The organism is Lysinibacillus cavernae (genome assembly GCF_009724685.1).
Lineage (GTDB): Bacteria > Bacillota > Bacilli > Bacillales_A > Planococcaceae > Lysinibacillus > Lysinibacillus cavernae.
Genome location: NZ_WMEF01000002.1, coordinates 18,048 through 34,878 on the forward strand (window position 1 = coordinate 18,048; position 16,831 = coordinate 34,878).

Here is a 16,831-nt window from a genome sequence, read left to right on the forward strand (position 1 = left end):
ATTTTTTTTCAAATTGCGCCTATAATAATAGCAACTTAGTGAAAACGCTTTTTTTTTACTAAAGTGGTCTAGACAACTATACCAAAGGGGGATAATGAATGTTTGCTTTCTTACAAAAAATCGGTAAGTCGCTTATGTTTCCAATCGCTACATTACCAGCAGCAGCATTACTATTGCGTTTAGGTTCTGGAGATATGCTTGGGGCAGTACCGAATGAAGCAATTCAGTACATCGCTAGTATTATGGCCGCTTCGGGAAATGCTATACTAGGGAATTTACCAATTATTTTTGCGATTGGTATTGCGATGGGGTTGGCACATGATAGCAGTGGAGGTGCAGCTCTTGCGGGTGCGATTGCTCATCTCGTTTTAGTAGCTGTTTTAGGTGCAGTTAACGAAGATTTAAATATGGGTGTGTTTGGTGGAATTATTGCCGGTATTACGGCAGGTTTATTGTATAACAAATATTATAATGTGAAATTTCCAGAATGGTTATCATTCTTTGGTGGACGGCGCTTTGTACCGATTATTACGTCCATCACCATGGCCATCTTAGGTAGTATTTTAGCGATTGTGTGGGGGCCAATTCAAGGCGGTATTGATGCTGTCGGCAATTGGATGATTGGTGCAGGATCACTTGGTGTTGGGATGTATGGTTTCTTCAACCGTCTGTTAATTCCTGTTGGTCTACATCATGTTATTAATACAGTCATTTGGTTTGATTTCGGTGAATTTACGAATGCTGCGGGAGAAGTGGTCAAAGGGGATATCCACCGTTTCTTAGCAGGGGACCCATCTGCTGGACATTTCCAAGCTGGATTCTTCCCAATCATGATGTTTGGTTTACCAGCAGCATGTCTTGCCATGTATTTTACAGCGAAAAAAGAAAAGCGTCCAATTGTTGGAGGGATGTTTGTATCCATCGCTTTAACAGCCTTCTTAACAGGTGTAACTGAACCTATCGAATTTTCGTTTATGTTCTTATCACCCGTTCTTTATGGTATCCATGCTGTGTTAACGGGTATTGCGCTGGCAGTTGCCTACATTGTGGGGTTCCGTGATGGTTTTGGTTTCTCGGCAGGGTTAATTGACTACTTGCTAAACTTTGGTCTAGCAGATAAACCGTTACTGTTAATTCCTTTAGGGTTAGGTTTTGGTGCAATTTACTTTGTTGTTTTCTATTTCTTAATCAAAAAATTAGACTTAAAAACACCTGGCCGTGAAGACGAAGATGAAGAAGAAGGAGAAGCCAATACTTCCATTTCTAACGATGTCGATTTACGTGCATACTACACAATTGAAGCATTAGGCGGAATAGACAATATTAAGCAAGTGGATTATTGTACGACTCGTTTACGTATGTCTGTGCAGGATGCCAATATTGTGGATGAAAAAACATTGAAACAAACAGGTGCACGAGGTGTTATGCGCATTAGTAAAACGAATGTTCAAGTAATAATTGGAACATCTGTTGAGTTTTTAGCTGAGGCCATGAAAGATCGTCTGAAAAGTGGTAATCCAGCACCTACGAATGCTGAGCTGTCAACAGCACAACCTAAAGTTGAAGAAACAGCGAAAAACGAAACAACGACATTCCATGATTTCGAGATGCCAATGACAGGTGATTTACTACCATTATCAGAAGTACCAGATGAGGCATTTTCTGCAGGCTTTATGGGGCCAGGATTTGGCATTCGTCCTACAGACGGGACAGTTTATGCGCCGTTTGATGGTCAAGTGGTGATGATTTTCCCTACGAAACATGCGATTGGCTTAAAATCAGATACAGGATTAGAGCTATTAATTCATGTCGGTTTAGATACGGTCAAACTTGATGGTGAAGGCTTTGACATGTTCGTGACTGACGGTCAAAAAATTAAGCGTGGTGATGCACTGTTAAAAGCAGACATCGCACGGATTAAAGACCAAGTGCCTTCCATCATCACGCCAGTCGTTTTCACTAGCTTAATGGGGCAAGAGATTACACTTGGTAAATCAGGTTACCAACGAGCAGGCTCTACAAATATTATTGCAATGAAAAAGTAACAACAAATGGGGCTGTTAGCTGAGGACACATAGGCAATTTGAAATTGCAAATGAACACCTTTTCAACAGCCCTTGTTCAAGAAGAGGAGATGTTTTTCTTGAGTTTATTAATTCGAAACATCACAGTGGTCAACGCAAATGGTCGAGAAGAACGAGTGGATGTGTGGATGAAGGATAGCAAAATTGCTGAAATCGCCACCCATATCGATGTCAGTGATGTGGATCAGTTAGATGGTTCAGGTAAATTTTTATTGCCAGGGTTTATTGATATGCATATTCATGGGTCTGCTCAAATGGATACAATGGATGCCTCTGATGAAGGGCTTCATATTATGGCCAAATCGCTTTTAAAGGAAGGAACGACAAGCTTTTTAGCAACAACGATGACACAAAGCTATGACAATATTGAACGTGCCATCGCCAATGTAGCACAATTCCAGCCGCAGCTGGATGAAGCGGAAGTATTGGGCATTCACATCGAAGGACCATTTGTCTCTAAAAACCGAGCGGGCGCCCAACCTCTTGATTACATTGTTCAGCCAGATATCGATGTCTGGACAAAGTGGCAAGAACTAAGCGGCAACAAAATTAAGCAAATTACACTAGCCCCTGAAGAGCCGAACGGAATGACATCTGTGCAAAGTATTTCTAATAGCGGTGTCATCGTATCGATTGGTCACTCAGATGCTACGTTTGAGCAAATGCAAGAAGCGGTTCAATTAGGTGCAACGCAGGGGACACATTTATACAACCAAATGCGTCCATTCCATCATCGTGACCCAGGTGTAGTTGGTGGTGTCCTGTTGCTAGATGCTATAAAGGCTGAGCTGATTGTTGATTTTATTCATATGCATGAAGGTGCAGTGGAAATGGCGTATCGTTTGAAGGGAGCAGACGGGATTATTTTAATAACCGATGCTATGCGAGCGAAGGGTATGCCTTTTGGTGAGTATGATTTAGGTGGTCAAATGGTTCATGTGACAGAAGCAGGGGCTCATTTATCAAACGGTTCATTAGCAGGCAGTATTTTAAAAATGGATCAAGCAGTGCGAAATATGCATCAAATTACGAATTGTACAGTGGAGGAGCTTGTGAAGATGTCAAGCTATAATGCTGCCCAACAATTGAAATTAACGAATAAGGGCCAGCTTGTGCAAGGCTATGATGCGGATGCGGTAATTTTGGATGAGCATTTAATGCTTCAGCAAACGATTAAAGCTGGTAAAGTCACATTTGATGCAATGGTAAAGGGCGATGGGCGCTAACGTCTCATGATGCAAGCAAACATCTAGCATGGAACGATCGAAATGAAAAGGTGATAGAACATGAATACCTATTTTCAACAAGTCAATCGATATTTAACAGTGGTGGCACAACAGGAGAGTAAACAAATTATCCATGTAGCCCAGCAAATTGTTAATCGTCTCTCACAAGGAGGCATTATCCAACTGTTTGGCTCTGGACATTCCATGTTATTAGCGCAGGAATGTTACTACAGAGCAGGAGGCTTAGTGCCTGTCAAACCGATACACATAGAATCGTTAATGCTTCATCAGGGTGCACGGCAATCCTCGCAAAATGAAAAAAAACAGGCTTTTTTAGCCTCTTATAAGGATCAGCTACAGTTTGATGACCAAGATGTTTGTATCATCATATCAACATCAGCCAATAATCCGGCTCCCATTGATATGGCTATCTATGCGAAGGAAGCAGGTGCCTTCACCATATCACTGCAATCACTAGACTATCAACATCAGCCATCACGCCATCCGTCAGGCAAGCGTTTAGAGCATGTAGTAGATGAGATTTTGAATACGCATGTGCCATTAGGAGACGGTGTTTTAACAGTCAATCAGTTGCAATATGCACCTGTATCAACCGTTTTAGGGGCGACTTTATTAAATGCTTTATTTGCCCAAATCATTGAGCTTATGCATGAACAAGGCGAAACTATACCAGTGTTTGGTAGCAGTAATGTAGGGAAAAACAATAACGATGAGCTCATAGATCAATATGGTCAGCGTATTCATTTCTAGGTACAAAGAGAAGGAGGATATGTGGTGAAAATAAAAAGATTTTCCTCAAAAGAAGATTTATATGCACAAGCAGTAACCACAATCGTTGAAGCTAAAAATAATGGTGCGACAACGTTTGGGCTAGCAACTGGTGGAACAATGGAACCGTTGTATGCTAAAATCTGTAAAACGGATATTGATTTTTCCGATTGCACTAGCTTTAATTTGGATGAATATGTTGGGCTCGAGGCAACGCATGAACAAAGCTATGCCTATTATATGAACAAACATTTATTTCATCAAAAGCCATTTCGAGCCTCCTTTCTACCGAATGGTCTAGCAGCCGCTCCTTTAGAGGAAGCAGCTCGCTATGAAGCATTATTACAACAACATCCCTTAGACTTTCAATTACTTGGTATCGGTCAAAATGGTCATATTGGCTTCAACGAACCAGGTACGCCATTTGATTCCTTGACACATCTAGTGACATTGGAGGAATCTACTCGCCAAGCTAATGCTCGTTTCTTTTCATCTATTGATGAAGTGCCTACACAAGCTTTCACGATGGGGATTCAATCCATTATGCGAGCAAAGTGCATTTTGTTAATTGCATTGGGAGAAACTAAGCGTGAGGTTTTAGAGCGAGTGCTGGCATGTGACTATACAGAGGATGTACCAGCAAGTGTTTTAGCCAAACATCCAAATGTCATCATTTTAACAGACTTACAAGAAGAGGAGAATAAAAAATGAAAACACAACAATTTACAGTAGTCGATCCTTTAGGTATTCATGCACGTCCAGCGAGTCAACTTGTGGCAAAAGCAACACCATTCGCTTCATCTATTGAGGTGCGTACAGAGGAAAAAGCAGCCAATCTAAAGTCCATTTTAGGTGTAATGGGATTAGCCTTAAAGCAAGGTTCTCAATTTACACTTGTTGTAGAGGGGGAAGATGAAGAGCAAGCATTTACAGCGTTAACAACACTATTAACAGAAATGGGGCTTGCACAATGACACATCTCACTGGTATTGCCGCTTCAGACGGCATTGCCATTGCCAAAGCGTATCGTTTTGTCCAACCAGATTTAACCATTACTAAAACAACTGTTCAACATACCGATGCTGAGCAGCAACGTTTAGCAGCCGCCCTTGCCAAAGCAGAGCAAGAACTGGCTGCGATTCAACAGCAAACATTGAAAAAGTTTAGTGCAGAAGAGGCAGCGATTTTTGAGGCCCATTTATTAGTGGTGAATGATCCAGAATTGATTGGACCAATCAATCAAAAAATTGCGGACGAAGCGGTTAACGCAGAGTATGCACTGCATGAAGTTTCATCCATGTTTGTGGCATTATTTGAAGGTATGGATAACGAATACATGAGTGAGCGTGCATCCGATATTAAAGACGTAACAAACCGCATTTTAGCCCATTTACTCGGTGTACATATTCCAAATCCAAGCCATATCGAAGAACAGGTGATTATTGTTGCCAATGATTTGACACCTTCAGAGACCGCCCAATTGGATCGAAACTTTGTCCTTGGTTTTATCACAGATATTGGTGGTCGTACTTCACATTCTGCCATTATGGCTCGTTCGTTAGAAATCCCAGCAGTAGTAGGGGCAGGAACAGCAACGACAACAATTCAAGATGGCGATCTATTAATTGTAGATGGTTTATCAGGTCAAGTCCTTGTCAATCCAACTGCAGATGTGATTGCTGACTACCAAGAAAAGGCACAAAACTTTCGTGCACAGCAAGCGGAGTGGTCAACATTAGTGAACGAACAAACCATGTCTAAAGATGGTGTGCATGTCGAACTAGCAGCCAACATCGGATCTCCGAGTGATTTGGATAGCGTGTTGCGTCATGGTGCTGAAGGTATTGGCTTGTATCGTACAGAGTTTTTATATATGGGTCGAGAAAACCTGCCATCAGAAGACGAGCAATTTACGGCTTATAAAATGGTCGTCGCAGGAATGAAGGGCAAGCCGGTTGTCATTCGAACATTGGATATTGGTGGCGACAAACATTTACCATATTTACCGCTGCAAGAAGAAATGAATCCATTCCTTGGTCATCGTGCCATTCGTCTATGCCTAGATCAACAGGAATTATTCCGTACGCAATTACGCGCATTACTTCGTGCATCCGTATACGGTAACCTAAAAATCATGTTCCCAATGATTGCGACAATTCAAGAATTCCATGATGCCAAAGCGGTTTTGGTGGAAGAAAAGGAAAAGCTTATAGCAGCAGGTATTGCTGTTAGTTCTGACCTCGAAATCGGGATGATGGTTGAAATTCCAGCCACGGCAGTGATCGCGGATATTTTTGCGAAAGAAGTAGACTTTTTCTCAATTGGAACCAATGATTTAATTCAATATACGATGGCTGCAGATCGCATGAATGAAAAAGTTTCTTATTTATATCAACCTTATAATCCAGCCATTTTACGCTTGATTCAAATGGTCATTAATGCCGCACATAAAGAACAAAAATGGGTAGGCATGTGTGGAGAAATGGCAGGCGATGAGCTAGCTGTCCCGCTATTACTGGGCTTAGGCTTAGACGAGTTTTCAATGAGTGCGACATCCATCTTAAAAACACGTTCCTTGCTTAAACAATTAACTGTTACAGACATGCAAGCTTTAGCAGCAGAAGCATTACAATTAGCGACAGCTGATGAAGTGATAGAAAAAGTAAAGCAAGCTGTGAAATAAGTTATACAAAAAACCATCTACCAACAAAATAGGGTAGATGGTTTTTCGCTTCATGCGCCTAACAAGATTATTTACTTAAATTGTCGATGATGAATGGTAATTCTAATAAATCATCCATGATGGCATCTGCCTCAACACTGTCCCATTGTAAATCTTTTTTCCAAATACCTTTCATTCCTATCCTTTGAGCACCTTTTACATCATTTTCAGGATGATCCCCTATAAAAATGCATTCATTCGGAAGAACATTAAGCTTCTCTAATGCTCTGATGAATAGTTGAGGATTTGGTTTTTTAATACCTTCCCATTCAGAAACTAAAATGACATCAAAATACTTCTCAATGGCTAAAGCTTTTATATTATTCATCTGAAATTGTCCATAGCCATTTGTAATCATGCCTAAAAGAAAATGTTCACGTTTTAATTCTTCTAACATGCTAAAAAGATTAGGAAAAGGAACACAGTGATTTTTGAATTCATTCATATAATCTTGGAGTAGTTCTTCCCAAGGAATAGTAAGCTTAAATTCATCCACTAATTGCTGATAGACTTTATCTTTCCAAACGTATCCTCGGTTATCTAATTGGATAAAACGAGCTATATAGCTTTCTTTTGGAACATGATTTAGTACCTCGTTTAATCGGTCATATTGTTTCTCAATGAATAGTTTTACGGATTCATCTCTATTTAACAAAGTGCCATCCAAATCAAATAAGACTGCTTTTAAGTCCATGAGATACACCATCCTAATGTGTTCTTGTTTGGAGGATTTATGGTACTATGTGAATCCACCTAAAATAAATTAAAAGTAGCTGAAAAGAAGCTTCAACTACTTTTGGTTGGATTATGCGTGTTTTGAAATAATTTGCTGAAGCTTCGCTTGAAGTGTTGGTAAGTCGTGCATCGTGATGGTAGTTCTAACATAGCTTTCATCCATGTCTAATGCCTCAGAGAAGAAGCTACCAATCCCTCTCACTTTGCGGTCAATTTGCATTAAAATTTCTGCAGAATGATTGGACTGAGAGAGGAAGACCACTTCAAGCTCATCTAAATGCCCTCTAAATTGTCCTGTTGGCACAAATTCAAACTCCTGCACAAATGGATAATAGCCACGGAATCGTGAAGGCGCTTGTTCACATTCGGCTTCACGTAAACGAAAACCTAATCCACGAATAGCATCTAGTATGTGCTCTGCAAGCGTTGTTGGCTCAACACGAATATAATCCTTATCACTCGGGTCCACTGCGTTTTTAATATCCAGCCCAGTTTGAATCCAGACCTGTGTTTTACCTGCACTAATCGGTGTTTCAAATGGTAGTGTTAACGAAATCGGAAAGACCTTTTCTTCACCAGCCCCCAATGTGAAAGGCTCTGTCACTTTGACTTTTTGCAGAGTGGCAACCTCTGTATGTTTGTGATCGTTCGACTCACGAATATACGTCGTATTCACTGATAGATAGATGGTATCCACTTGTTGCTCGACTTGACCGCCACGCACGATAATTTCTCCTTGCATGACCTCTCCTGCTTGATAAGTATCCTTTTCCAATCGTGTATCGACTGTTGCTGAACCTATTCCAAAACTTGCTAATGCTTTATGAAAAAAAGACATCTTTCATTCCTCCTACTAACTTGGTTAGCTATACATACGCTTATCTTGTAAAAAAGTTTCAAGACTAGCAAACTTTTCGCTATACTATTTGAAAAACGAGTGGGGGATGGCAATAGAGACAGAATGTATCCGCAGAATTTGAAGCATTTTTAACAGCTTGTTATAGCGTGTACAAACAAAAAGACAAACTTTAATCATAATTTTTATCTTCCAAACGGCTTCTTGTCTTTTCTGCATCATTTATTCATATTTAGCCTTTATACTGATTTAGGGTAGGTCTTAAACGACAGATAGAAGGTGTTTGTATGTATAGTGTGTTGTCAACAATAAGTCAGTTTATTAGTGAGCCAATTACGCAATTCTTACATGGTTATGAGCATTCTGCATTGACTATGGTTGTTCTTCTTGGCTTGATCGGTGCACTGGCTCCATGTCAATTAACAGGTAATTTGAGTGCTATTACATTTTATGGGAATCGAACATTTCAAATGAAAAGTAATTGGCAGGAGATTGTGTTTTTTATTCTTGGCAAGGTCGTTGTTTTTAGTGGACTTGGCCTTTTTGCTTGGCTTTTTGGTCAATCGTTTGAAACCAAGATGACAGTATATTTTCCGATTTTTCGTCAAGCTATTGGACCGATTATGGTCATCACAGGTCTCGTGCTAATCGGTTTATTTAAGTTAACATTTCTACATCGCTTGTCACGGCTTCTTCCACCTGTGGTAAAAGAGGGAAGATTGGGCTCCTTTTTATTGGGCGCTAGTTTTTCCATTGCTTTTTGCCCAACCATGTTTGTGCTGTTCTTTGTATGGTTAATGCCAATCGTTGCAAGCACTTCCTATGGCTTGATACTGCCAAGTATTTTTGGAGTGGCAACTTCTGTACCGTTCGTCATCATGCTCGTATTTATTTATCTATTTGATGCAAAGCGTCTCATTTTACGGACAAGTATGAAGATGGGGAAGGTCATTCAAATAGTAGCAGGTATACTGTTACTGTTAATCGGTATTATGGACACCATTACATATTGGGAATTGTAAGGAGCTAACAAAATGAATGCAGACATTAATCTTTTATTAGCCTTTGGTGCAGGCTTTTTAAATTTTATATCACCTTGCACATTACCGTTATATCCTGCCTTTATTTCTTATATTACAGGCATGTCGCTGAACGAGCTTCAGGGCGACAATAAAAAAATGAGGACAATTGGTATGCTTCATACTTTGTTCTTCCTTCTAGGTTTTTCGGTAATTTTTATTTTCTTAGGCTATGGCTCATCTGTTGTGGGATGGTTTTTTTATCAATACCAAGATTTACTTCGACAGGTCGGTGCCATCTTAATTGTCCTCTTTGGATTTATCATATTAGGGGTCTTGTCTCCAAAGTTTTTAATGCAAGAAAAGCGTCTATCCTTTAAAAATCGCCCAACAGGCTATATGGGCTCCTTTTTCATTGGCCTTGCCTTTGCTGCTGGTTGGACTCCATGTACAGGTCCTATCACGGGGGCAGTGTTCATGATGGCTTCCCAAAATCCAGGGGAGGGCATGTTTTATATGATTGCCTATGTATTAGGGTTTGCCATACCGTTTTTCTTATTATCACAATTTGTTACGAAAATCAGGTGGATAAGAAAATATAGTCAAACGATTACAAAGGTCGGTGGCTATCTCATGATTGCGTTAGGGATTATCTTATTTTTTGATGGTTTAACCTACATTATTATTTGGTTAAGTCCATTTTTTGATGGTTTTTCAGGCTTTTAAATTTATATCCGATTAGTGCATGTATAATAAAGCTAAAACGAGAAAGAGAGACAGATAAAATGACAGCAATAGTATTATTTATTCTTGCAGGAATTGGTGAGATTGGAGGGGGATATTTAATTTGGCTGTGGTTACGAGAGGGGAAGCCTTTTTATTGGGGGATTATCGGAGGGATTGCACTTGCTTTATATGGAGTAGTCGCAACCTTTCAATCCTTTCCAACGTTTGGAAGGGTCTATGCAGCATACGGTGGTGTCTTCATCGTATTGTCCATTTTATGGGGGTGGGGTATTGATGGCAAAAAGCCCGATCACTTGGATTTTATTGGTGCAGGGATCTGTCTAATTGGCGTGATCGTTATTTTATTACCGCGCTCTTAACATATAAAAAAAAGGTTACTAGTTGAATTAGTAACCTTTTTTCTCCTATTTTTTGCGAGCGACAAAGCGTAGTCGAAAATAATCAATGATCCATTGATCATCGTGAAAACAAGTCGGCTTTAATAATTCCTCACATGTAGCATAAACTTGTTTCTTCTCATCTTCTGTTAAATGTTGTAATAGATTGTCACTAAACATGACCAACCAATTGTGAAGCCCACCCTGCCCCTGAAGCGGTGTGGGGCGTTCATAAAGAGTGATCATTTCGACGTGAAAGCCTGCGTTTTCTAGTTTCGATTGATATTCTTCCGCACTTGGAAAATACCATGGGAAATAGTGTTCGATATAGGGCAACTTCAATTCTTCCATACTTGTTTGTAACGCCCATACGATCGACGCAATATTGCCTTGTCCACCCATTTCAGCAACGAAACGCCCTCCGTTATTCAATGCTTTGTAAACTTTTCCAATGACTAAATCAGGCTCCTTCATCCAATGCAGTGCTGCATTGGAGAAGACTGCATCGAATGGCTGTGGAAAGCGCATAGCTGTTGCCTCCATTGTTTGAAAGGCAATGGTAGGATATTTTTGCTGTGCGGCCATAATCATAGTAGCTGAGGCATCTACTCCGAATACAGAAGCCCCGAGACTTGTCATTTCATAAGCTAAATCTCCTGTGCCACAACCTACATCTAAAATAAGTTCATTTTTTTGAGGAGCCAATAAATCGATTAAGCTAGTTCCATATTTTGAAACAAAATCATGCTTTTCATCGTATAAATGGGCATTCCACTTTGTCGTCATGTCACTTCATCTCCTTTGTTTGAGAATAGCAAAGGATAGCATAGAACAGAAGTGCGAAAAATAATTAGTTTTGATTCCGATTTGGAATGATAGAATAAAAAGTTAGGGATAGAATAATCCGACTGATTCACTCATTCTGCTCTTTGCCGAAGGAACTTTTGAGTGACACTGGTAACCAATAATGCAGTAGTTATTCGTAGAAAGTAAATGTTGAGTGATTCAATTTTTTCAACTAACAGGTGCTTTAGCAAAATATTACTGAGCTGCATAAACGGCCCTTTTTTTATTGTAGAAATAATAATGTAAAGCTTATAATTTAATTGGGTGATTAAAAGTGACGATACAACATAAAAAGATAATCAATTTTTATGATAGGCGTATACTGTTCAATAAATATCGTAAAAATACACCCAGCGTAATCTTTATTGCAGGGTTAGGCGATAGCCATGAAACATGGAAAAAGGTTCAAGACCGAATATCGGAAGAAACGTCAACTTTGTCCTATGACAGGGCGGGTATTGGCAGGAGTCAAGGCGTAGCTGTCCCGCGGACTTGCTGTGATCTTGTCGAGGAGCTCTCCGAATTGTTGCAAGCGCTTGACGTGGAGAAGCCCTATATATTAGTAGGCCATTCCTTTGGTGGGTTGGTCGCCAGATTGTATACCAGTCTTTATCCGCTGGACATCTGTGGTATGGTTTTGGTTGACGCTGCACCGGAATATAAAGAACTTGCCTATGAAAAGGTTCTATCAGAAAATCTACTTGCAGGAAATAGGGAATATTTCGAGAAACCTATGTTGAATAGTAAGAAAATTGACAAAATACAGAGTTATAAGCAAGTTGTTGATTGTTCAAAACAAAGTGACATCCCTCTCTCCATTATTACAAGAGGTTTACCCGATAATGGTGAAGATGGATGGCCCTCTCAAGAAATATTAGAAATTGAACAAAGTCTACAAGCAGAATTCCAATGGCTATCAACGTCAAGTAAGTTCCGGATTGCTAGTCATAGTGGACATTATATACATCATGATGAACCTGAAATTGTAATAGAAGAGATTTTATTAATGTTAAAGGGGATAGGAAAATGAGTGATATAAGGTTGAAACTTATAGAGGGTTAGAAAATAATTGAGGAGGAATAATACCGACTTCATTAAGGTGAGCAGAAGAGGAAACTTTAATGTTGCGATATAACGGTGATCCTGAGCCTAGATTAAGTGATGGCTGTTTTTGAAGATGAACCTTATGTTATAAGCTCATATTTTAGTTATTCAATAAAAGCGCTTTTCTTTAGTATGGAATGCGTATTTCTTTCTTTTAATAAGTACGGAAAAAACATTCGGCTGTGAAGAGAAGAGTAGTTATGATTTAAAAAGACTTGGAGCTTCGTATGGATCTAAGGTTATTATTCTTAGTGATGATGCGCGACGGGATCTCCCATTACTGAGATTGAGGTAGGGTATTATTTTTTTGCCATAATCAAAGAGGTTGGTAGAGTGCCCTATTAATCTAAAATAATCAAGGAGAGGGGAAAACAAATGAACCCTTTGTTATTAGATATTCCTTTACAATTAGAAACAGAAAGGTTAATTCTTCGTGCACCACTTTTAACTGGAGATGGAGAAATTGTGAACCAAGCAATTAGAGAATCATTTTCTGAATTAAAAGAGTGGTTGTCACTTTTCCAACAACTTCCTACCATTGAAGAAACAGAAATCATGTTAAGGAATGCTCATATAAATTTTTTAAAAAGAGAAAGTTTTCGTTTTCTTATTTTTAATAAAGCTGGCGGCAAGGACTTAATTGGAACTACGAGCCTTCATGGGATTGACTGGAACATTCCTAAATGTGAAATGGGATACTGGATTAATACAAAATATAGTGGTAATGGATATATGACGGAAGCAGTAAAGGCGTTAGCTAACTTCGGATTATATCACCTCGAATTTAAGAGATTAGAAATAAGATGTGAATCAACAAATGTTAAAAGTCGTTATATACCTGAAAAACTTGGTTTTATATTTGAAGGTACATTAAGGAATGAGGATCTATCCGCAGATGGCAGCAAGCTGACTGACACTTGTATTTATTCCAAAATAAATTAATATTGCTTAAATTAAAGGCAGCTAAAATGAATTATCTAAATTCAAGTCTTCAAGAAAAAGGCTCATTTCTTTAGTAAGGGATTTGTCTTTCTTCATCTAAAGGGCCATTTAATGGAGGAAGAATCACAAGTAAAATTATTTATGGTATCACTTAGTGATAAAAAATTAAGGAAAGGTGATGTATGTAATGAGTGCATCTGAAATAATTATGAAAAGCACCATACCAATATTCCGTATTTTTAATGAGGAGAAAGCCAAAGAATTTTATTTAACATTTTTGGAGTTTACATTGGATTGGGAACATCGATTTGAAGATGATCTACCTTTATACATGCAAATTTCTTATGGAAATTGTATTATTCATCTTTCAGAACATCATGGAGATTGCTGTCCAGGAGGTGCTATAAGAATTGAAGTAGAAAACCTAGAGTTACTCCATTCAAACCTTCTATCAAAGAAATACAAATACGCGCGTCCTGGCATCGAAACAACCCCTTGGAATTCTCAGGAAGTTTGCATTGGAGACCCATTTGGAAATAGAATTGTCTTTTTTGAGAACCTTTAAAAATAACATTGCTAATTTTCGTTGTAGATGCTTCATACAGGGAGTATTTCTAATGAGATTATTTTCCATTATAAGTAATACTGAAGGCAAACGTATGGTGATTAATAGAGGTGTATTAAATCAATAGTATGGATGTGAATGTAGTTAATAAATGAGCGATTCCCTGAATGGTCAAAATGATAAATCAGCCTGTTAAAAATAGTGGACATGACAATAGAACGTTTCATTTAGGGGACGATATGAGTGTAAGGTTACCAAGTGCTAAAGCTTATGTTCCTCAAGTGGAGAAAGAACATAGCTGGTTACCAAAATTATCAAAAAAGCTTTAAAGGGATTACAAAAGAGCAATTAAACTATTAGAAAAGTTTGAAGCTATTTATATAGCTTCTTTTTTATTTTCGATAAATTAATATAATTAGTGGGAAATTTTTTATAATATGTAAACTTTTCTTTAAGTTCTGCGTTGTATAGGCAGAAGGGAGGTAGACATGGCACAGCAATCAATGAATGAATTTCTGCAGCAAGTAGGAACCATGTTATACAGTTATTTAAGGAAACGTGGATTAGCCCATGAAGATGCAGAAGATATCGTCCAAGATACATGTTATAAATTTTTATTACATAAAGATGGAATTCAATCAGACAAAGTAATGAGCTGGTTATATCGTGTAGCCACCAATCAGTTTTATGATCTCAAGAGAAAAGAAACGCGTCATCCCACAACCGAATTTGATGAAGTCCAATTGACAGCATTGATTAACATGCCTGAGATACAGGTGCTAAAAAAGGAAAAATTACAGGACATTCGGGACACACTTGACACGCTATCCACCTTGCATCAGGAATTATTAGTCCTGAAATATGAGTTGGGATTATCGTATAAAGAAATTTCATCCCTAATGAATAAAAACGAAAACACACTAAAAACGCATGTCAGACGTGCTAGGGAAGAATTTACTGAACGATTTAAGGAGGAAACTGATGATGAATAATGAACAAAATAATTTTTTATTTGATGATAAACAAATGAAAAAAATAATGAGAAAGGCAAAGTTTTGGTCAACGATAAAAATTATTGGTATAACACTCATTGTTACACCTATTGTTCTAGTAGTGTTATGGTATGGACTCAGGTATTTATCATTAAATAGTGCTCAGAAAGTAATGGATGATATTAGTTTATTCAATGAAATAAGTGCTCCAAATGTTCAAATTAGTAATCAGGTTTATGACGATAATTTAATCGGAGGGAAAATAACAACAACAACTTATAAGTTACTTGGAGATCAGCATAGGCCATATATTTGGCAACCTTTTGAAAGTGATTACAATTTATTTGGCACGCTTACACAAACTTATGTTTCTAGCTCCATCCAAATAGAAGGTTCAGAATCACTGGCAGAAACCTATCAATTTGAAAGGTTTAATGACTACACAGGTGATCGGGAAATGTTTTTTTATCACCCTAAGATTTCATACGATGTTTATAAAGATAAAATCAGTGAACTTACTCAATTGGATAAAAATACTTTTGTAGAATTAGCAATCTCTTTTGATAATGCTTATAGTTTTGACGAAATCAAAAGCAAGCTACCTTCAGAAGTGCAAGTAGATTGGTGGTGGGTGGATGCCTATACAGATGATACTCTAGATTTTTTTAAGCAAGGACAGAATACTATTCCAGCCAATTCCCCTTACATTTACGGCTTTCAATCAGAGCAATCAAAACCGGCACCCCGCCGTTCTTCAAATAATGAGGTTGACACCTTTGTTCGAAACATTGAGCTACTCCGTGAAAGCAAGAATTTTGAGTGGGAAACAAACCAAGTTTATCAATCTTTAATAGGGGAAAATGGGACTTTGGATAAAGGTGATGTGAAAATTATTGGGGCCGTAGTAACTGGCACACCAAAGCAATTGGAGTTATTACAAGGGCAATCATACATTAAAGCATCTACATTTGGGGTAATATCTAATCGAAAATAGGGAACTTGATGTAGCTTTGAAATAAAGTTGCGATGTTTATAAAAAAGATATGATGTTTAAAATAAAGTCGCGACGGTTGTAAAAAATCACGCAGAAACACCCTTTTAGATAATTGGTCTAAAGGGGTGTTTTTATGTCTATAAAAAAGGTAAATTCAAAAATCGAAATATGAGTTTAAGAATCCTTATAGATGGTGATGTAAGAAAATCAGAGGTGAATTGGCCTTGAAAGGGAAAACACTAAAACTAATTTTTTAACCTCAAACTAGCATGTTGAATCCTCATTTGGAATGTTAATTGTCGCATTATTAACATTTGTCAGTATCGTCCTCTATTTCCTCTTAGTACAATTAAGATATGTAATTACTAGAGGGCATCATGTCTATATGGAATTATGCCTTTGTTAATAATCAGCTCCATCAAGTTGAATTTAAGAGGACAATTTCTACTCTTAGTCAGACAGTATTTAGTAATCAAGTTAAACAAGGGGGCCATCATGGATGACCACCCTTCAAAAGATGCAATTGAAGTGGTGAAGTAAATGGGGTTATTTAGTGGCACAGGAAACGATATTCAATCCAAATGGAACGATTATACGCGCATAAATGGGCACAGTAATGGTCCATTGGATCGAAAATGAATGTGAGAAGGTTCCATCAAAAACGATCTGCCATGCCTCTGGAAAAGGCAAATCATTTACAGATGTTTCGCCAAATCACTGGCTGCCAGGGCGATTGAACAAGTGAGTGCATGGGGGATTATGACAGCTATAGTAAAACGACCTTTCATCCAAACGGTTCTTTAACACGGGCACAAACAGTGAAGGTACTCAAC

General features: G+C 38.3%; 17 protein-coding genes and 1 pseudogene. 15 read left to right on the plus strand and 3 right to left on the minus strand.

Annotated elements, in window-relative coordinates:
• Positions 1–98: 98 nt before the first annotated feature.
• From nagE to ptsP, 6 genes are all read left to right on the plus strand, one after another.
• On the plus strand, positions 99–2,045 hold the full coding sequence (nagE, locus tag GJU32_RS04395; protein WP_155590741.1) for an N-acetylglucosamine-specific PTS transporter subunit IIBC: 1,947 nt from the start codon (positions 99–101) through the stop codon (positions 2,043–2,045).
• Positions 2,046–2,143: 98 nt separating this feature from the next.
• Complete coding sequence (gene nagA / locus GJU32_RS04400; protein WP_155590742.1) at positions 2,144–3,310, plus strand: N-acetylglucosamine-6-phosphate deacetylase; 1,167 nt, start codon at positions 2,144–2,146, stop codon at positions 3,308–3,310.
• 60 nt (positions 3,311–3,370) lie between these two features.
• Positions 3,371–4,081: a sugar isomerase domain-containing protein gene (locus GJU32_RS04405; RefSeq protein ID WP_155590743.1), complete on the plus strand. Its 711-nt coding sequence runs from the start codon at positions 3,371–3,373 to the stop codon at positions 4,079–4,081.
• A 24-nt stretch (positions 4,082–4,105) separates the two neighbouring features.
• A complete protein-coding gene (locus tag GJU32_RS04410; protein ID WP_155590744.1) occupies positions 4,106–4,810 on the plus strand; it encodes a glucosamine-6-phosphate deaminase in 705 nt (234 codons plus the stop codon).
• Positions 4,807–5,073, plus strand: a complete 267-nt coding sequence (locus tag GJU32_RS04415; protein ID WP_155590745.1) for an HPr family phosphocarrier protein — start codon at positions 4,807–4,809, stop codon at positions 5,071–5,073. The genes GJU32_RS04410 and GJU32_RS04415 overlap by 4 nt, the downstream gene beginning before the upstream one ends.
• Positions 5,070–6,782 carry a phosphoenolpyruvate--protein phosphotransferase gene (ptsP, locus tag GJU32_RS04420; protein WP_155590746.1) on the plus strand — a complete coding sequence of 571 codons (1,713 nt, stop codon included), beginning with the start codon at positions 5,070–5,072 and terminating at the stop codon, positions 6,780–6,782. Before GJU32_RS04415 ends, ptsP begins: the two co-directional genes overlap by 4 nt.
• A gap of 67 nt (positions 6,783–6,849) precedes the next feature.
• Here the strand turns inward: ptsP and GJU32_RS04425 are convergent, their stop codons facing one another.
• Positions 6,850–7,515 carry an HAD family hydrolase gene (locus GJU32_RS04425; RefSeq protein WP_155590747.1) on the minus strand — a complete coding sequence of 222 codons (666 nt, stop codon included), beginning with the start codon at positions 7,513–7,515 and terminating at the stop codon, positions 6,850–6,852.
• 111 nt (positions 7,516–7,626) lie between these two features.
• Positions 7,627–8,394: a sporulation protein gene (locus GJU32_RS04430; RefSeq protein WP_155590748.1), complete on the minus strand. Its 768-nt coding sequence runs from the start codon at positions 8,392–8,394 to the stop codon at positions 7,627–7,629.
• A 305-nt stretch (positions 8,395–8,699) separates the two neighbouring features.
• Between GJU32_RS04430 and GJU32_RS04435 the strand changes: the two genes are divergently transcribed.
• From GJU32_RS04435 to GJU32_RS04445, 3 genes are read left to right on the plus strand one after another with little or no spacing between them, the layout of a single operon-like run.
• Positions 8,700–9,434 carry an urease accessory protein UreH domain-containing protein gene (locus tag GJU32_RS04435; protein WP_155590749.1) on the plus strand — a complete coding sequence of 245 codons (735 nt, stop codon included), beginning with the start codon at positions 8,700–8,702 and terminating at the stop codon, positions 9,432–9,434.
• 12 nt (positions 9,435–9,446) lie between these two features.
• On the plus strand, positions 9,447–10,157 hold the full coding sequence (locus GJU32_RS04440; protein WP_155590750.1) for a cytochrome c biogenesis CcdA family protein: 711 nt from the start codon (positions 9,447–9,449) through the stop codon (positions 10,155–10,157).
• 59 nt (positions 10,158–10,216) lie between these two features.
• Positions 10,217–10,537: a YnfA family protein gene (locus GJU32_RS04445; RefSeq protein ID WP_155590751.1), complete on the plus strand. Its 321-nt coding sequence runs from the start codon at positions 10,217–10,219 to the stop codon at positions 10,535–10,537.
• A 45-nt stretch (positions 10,538–10,582) separates the two neighbouring features.
• On the opposite strand, the gene GJU32_RS04450 is transcribed toward GJU32_RS04445, so the two are convergent.
• On the minus strand, positions 10,583–11,341 hold the full coding sequence (locus GJU32_RS04450; RefSeq protein WP_155590752.1) for a class I SAM-dependent methyltransferase: 759 nt from the start codon (positions 11,339–11,341) through the stop codon (positions 10,583–10,585).
• Positions 11,342–11,675: 334 nt separating this feature from the next.
• On the opposite strand from GJU32_RS04450, the gene GJU32_RS04455 reads away from it, so the two are divergent.
• The 6 genes and pseudogenes from GJU32_RS04455 to GJU32_RS04480 all read left to right on the plus strand — a co-directional run bounded on the left by GJU32_RS04455 (position 11,676) and on the right by GJU32_RS04480 (position 15,998).
• Entirely contained in the window at positions 11,676–12,431 is a 756-nt protein-coding gene (locus tag GJU32_RS04455; RefSeq protein WP_155590753.1) for an alpha/beta fold hydrolase, read from the plus strand.
• A 449-nt stretch (positions 12,432–12,880) separates the two neighbouring features.
• Positions 12,881–13,447: a GNAT family N-acetyltransferase gene (locus tag GJU32_RS04460; protein ID WP_155590754.1), complete on the plus strand. Its 567-nt coding sequence runs from the start codon at positions 12,881–12,883 to the stop codon at positions 13,445–13,447.
• Between the two features lie 178 nt (positions 13,448–13,625).
• On the plus strand, positions 13,626–14,012 hold the full coding sequence (locus GJU32_RS04465; protein WP_420798366.1) for a glyoxalase superfamily protein: 387 nt from the start codon (positions 13,626–13,628) through the stop codon (positions 14,010–14,012).
• 147 nt (positions 14,013–14,159) lie between these two features.
• A pseudogene (locus tag GJU32_RS04470) lies at positions 14,160–14,338 on the plus strand (aminoglycoside phosphotransferase family protein); the annotation flags it as partial.
• Positions 14,339–14,500: 162 nt separating this feature from the next.
• Entirely contained in the window at positions 14,501–15,004 is a 504-nt protein-coding gene (locus GJU32_RS04475; protein WP_155590756.1) for an RNA polymerase sigma factor, read from the plus strand.
• A complete protein-coding gene (locus GJU32_RS04480; protein WP_155590757.1) occupies positions 14,997–15,998 on the plus strand; it encodes an anti sigma factor C-terminal domain-containing protein in 1,002 nt (333 codons plus the stop codon). The genes GJU32_RS04475 and GJU32_RS04480 overlap by 8 nt, the downstream gene beginning before the upstream one ends.
• Positions 15,999–16,831: the final 833 nt, after the last annotated feature.

What these genes read in the sequence shown, in the direction of transcription:
- nagE (WP_155590741.1), top strand. Translation starts at nt 99, where the DNA reads ATGTTTGCTTTCTTACAAAAAATCGGTAAGTCGCTTATGTTTCCAATC.
- GJU32_RS04405 (WP_155590743.1), top strand. Translation starts at nt 3,371, where the DNA reads ATGAATACCTATTTTCAACAAGTCAATCGATATTTAACAGTGGTGGCA.
- GJU32_RS04415 (WP_155590745.1), top strand. Translation starts at nt 4,807, where the DNA reads ATGAAAACACAACAATTTACAGTAGTCGATCCTTTAGGTATTCATGCA.
- ptsP (WP_155590746.1), top strand. Translation starts at nt 5,070, where the DNA reads ATGACACATCTCACTGGTATTGCCGCTTCAGACGGCATTGCCATTGCC.
- GJU32_RS04425 (WP_155590747.1), bottom strand. Translation starts at nt 7,515, where the DNA reads ATGGACTTAAAAGCAGTCTTATTTGATTTGGATGGCACTTTGTTAAAT.
- GJU32_RS04430 (WP_155590748.1), bottom strand. Translation starts at nt 8,394, where the DNA reads ATGTCTTTTTTTCATAAAGCATTAGCAAGTTTTGGAATAGGTTCAGCA.
- GJU32_RS04435 (WP_155590749.1), top strand. Translation starts at nt 8,700, where the DNA reads ATGTATAGTGTGTTGTCAACAATAAGTCAGTTTATTAGTGAGCCAATT.
- GJU32_RS04440 (WP_155590750.1), top strand. Translation starts at nt 9,447, where the DNA reads ATGAATGCAGACATTAATCTTTTATTAGCCTTTGGTGCAGGCTTTTTA.
- GJU32_RS04445 (WP_155590751.1), top strand. Translation starts at nt 10,217, where the DNA reads ATGACAGCAATAGTATTATTTATTCTTGCAGGAATTGGTGAGATTGGA.
- GJU32_RS04450 (WP_155590752.1), bottom strand. Translation starts at nt 11,341, where the DNA reads ATGACGACAAAGTGGAATGCCCATTTATACGATGAAAAGCATGATTTT.
- GJU32_RS04460 (WP_155590754.1), top strand. Translation starts at nt 12,881, where the DNA reads ATGAACCCTTTGTTATTAGATATTCCTTTACAATTAGAAACAGAAAGG.
- GJU32_RS04465 (WP_420798366.1), top strand. Translation starts at nt 13,626, where the DNA reads ATGTATGTAATGAGTGCATCTGAAATAATTATGAAAAGCACCATACCA.
- GJU32_RS04475 (WP_155590756.1), top strand. Translation starts at nt 14,501, where the DNA reads ATGGCACAGCAATCAATGAATGAATTTCTGCAGCAAGTAGGAACCATG.
- GJU32_RS04480 (WP_155590757.1), top strand. Translation starts at nt 14,997, where the DNA reads ATGAATAATGAACAAAATAATTTTTTATTTGATGATAAACAAATGAAA.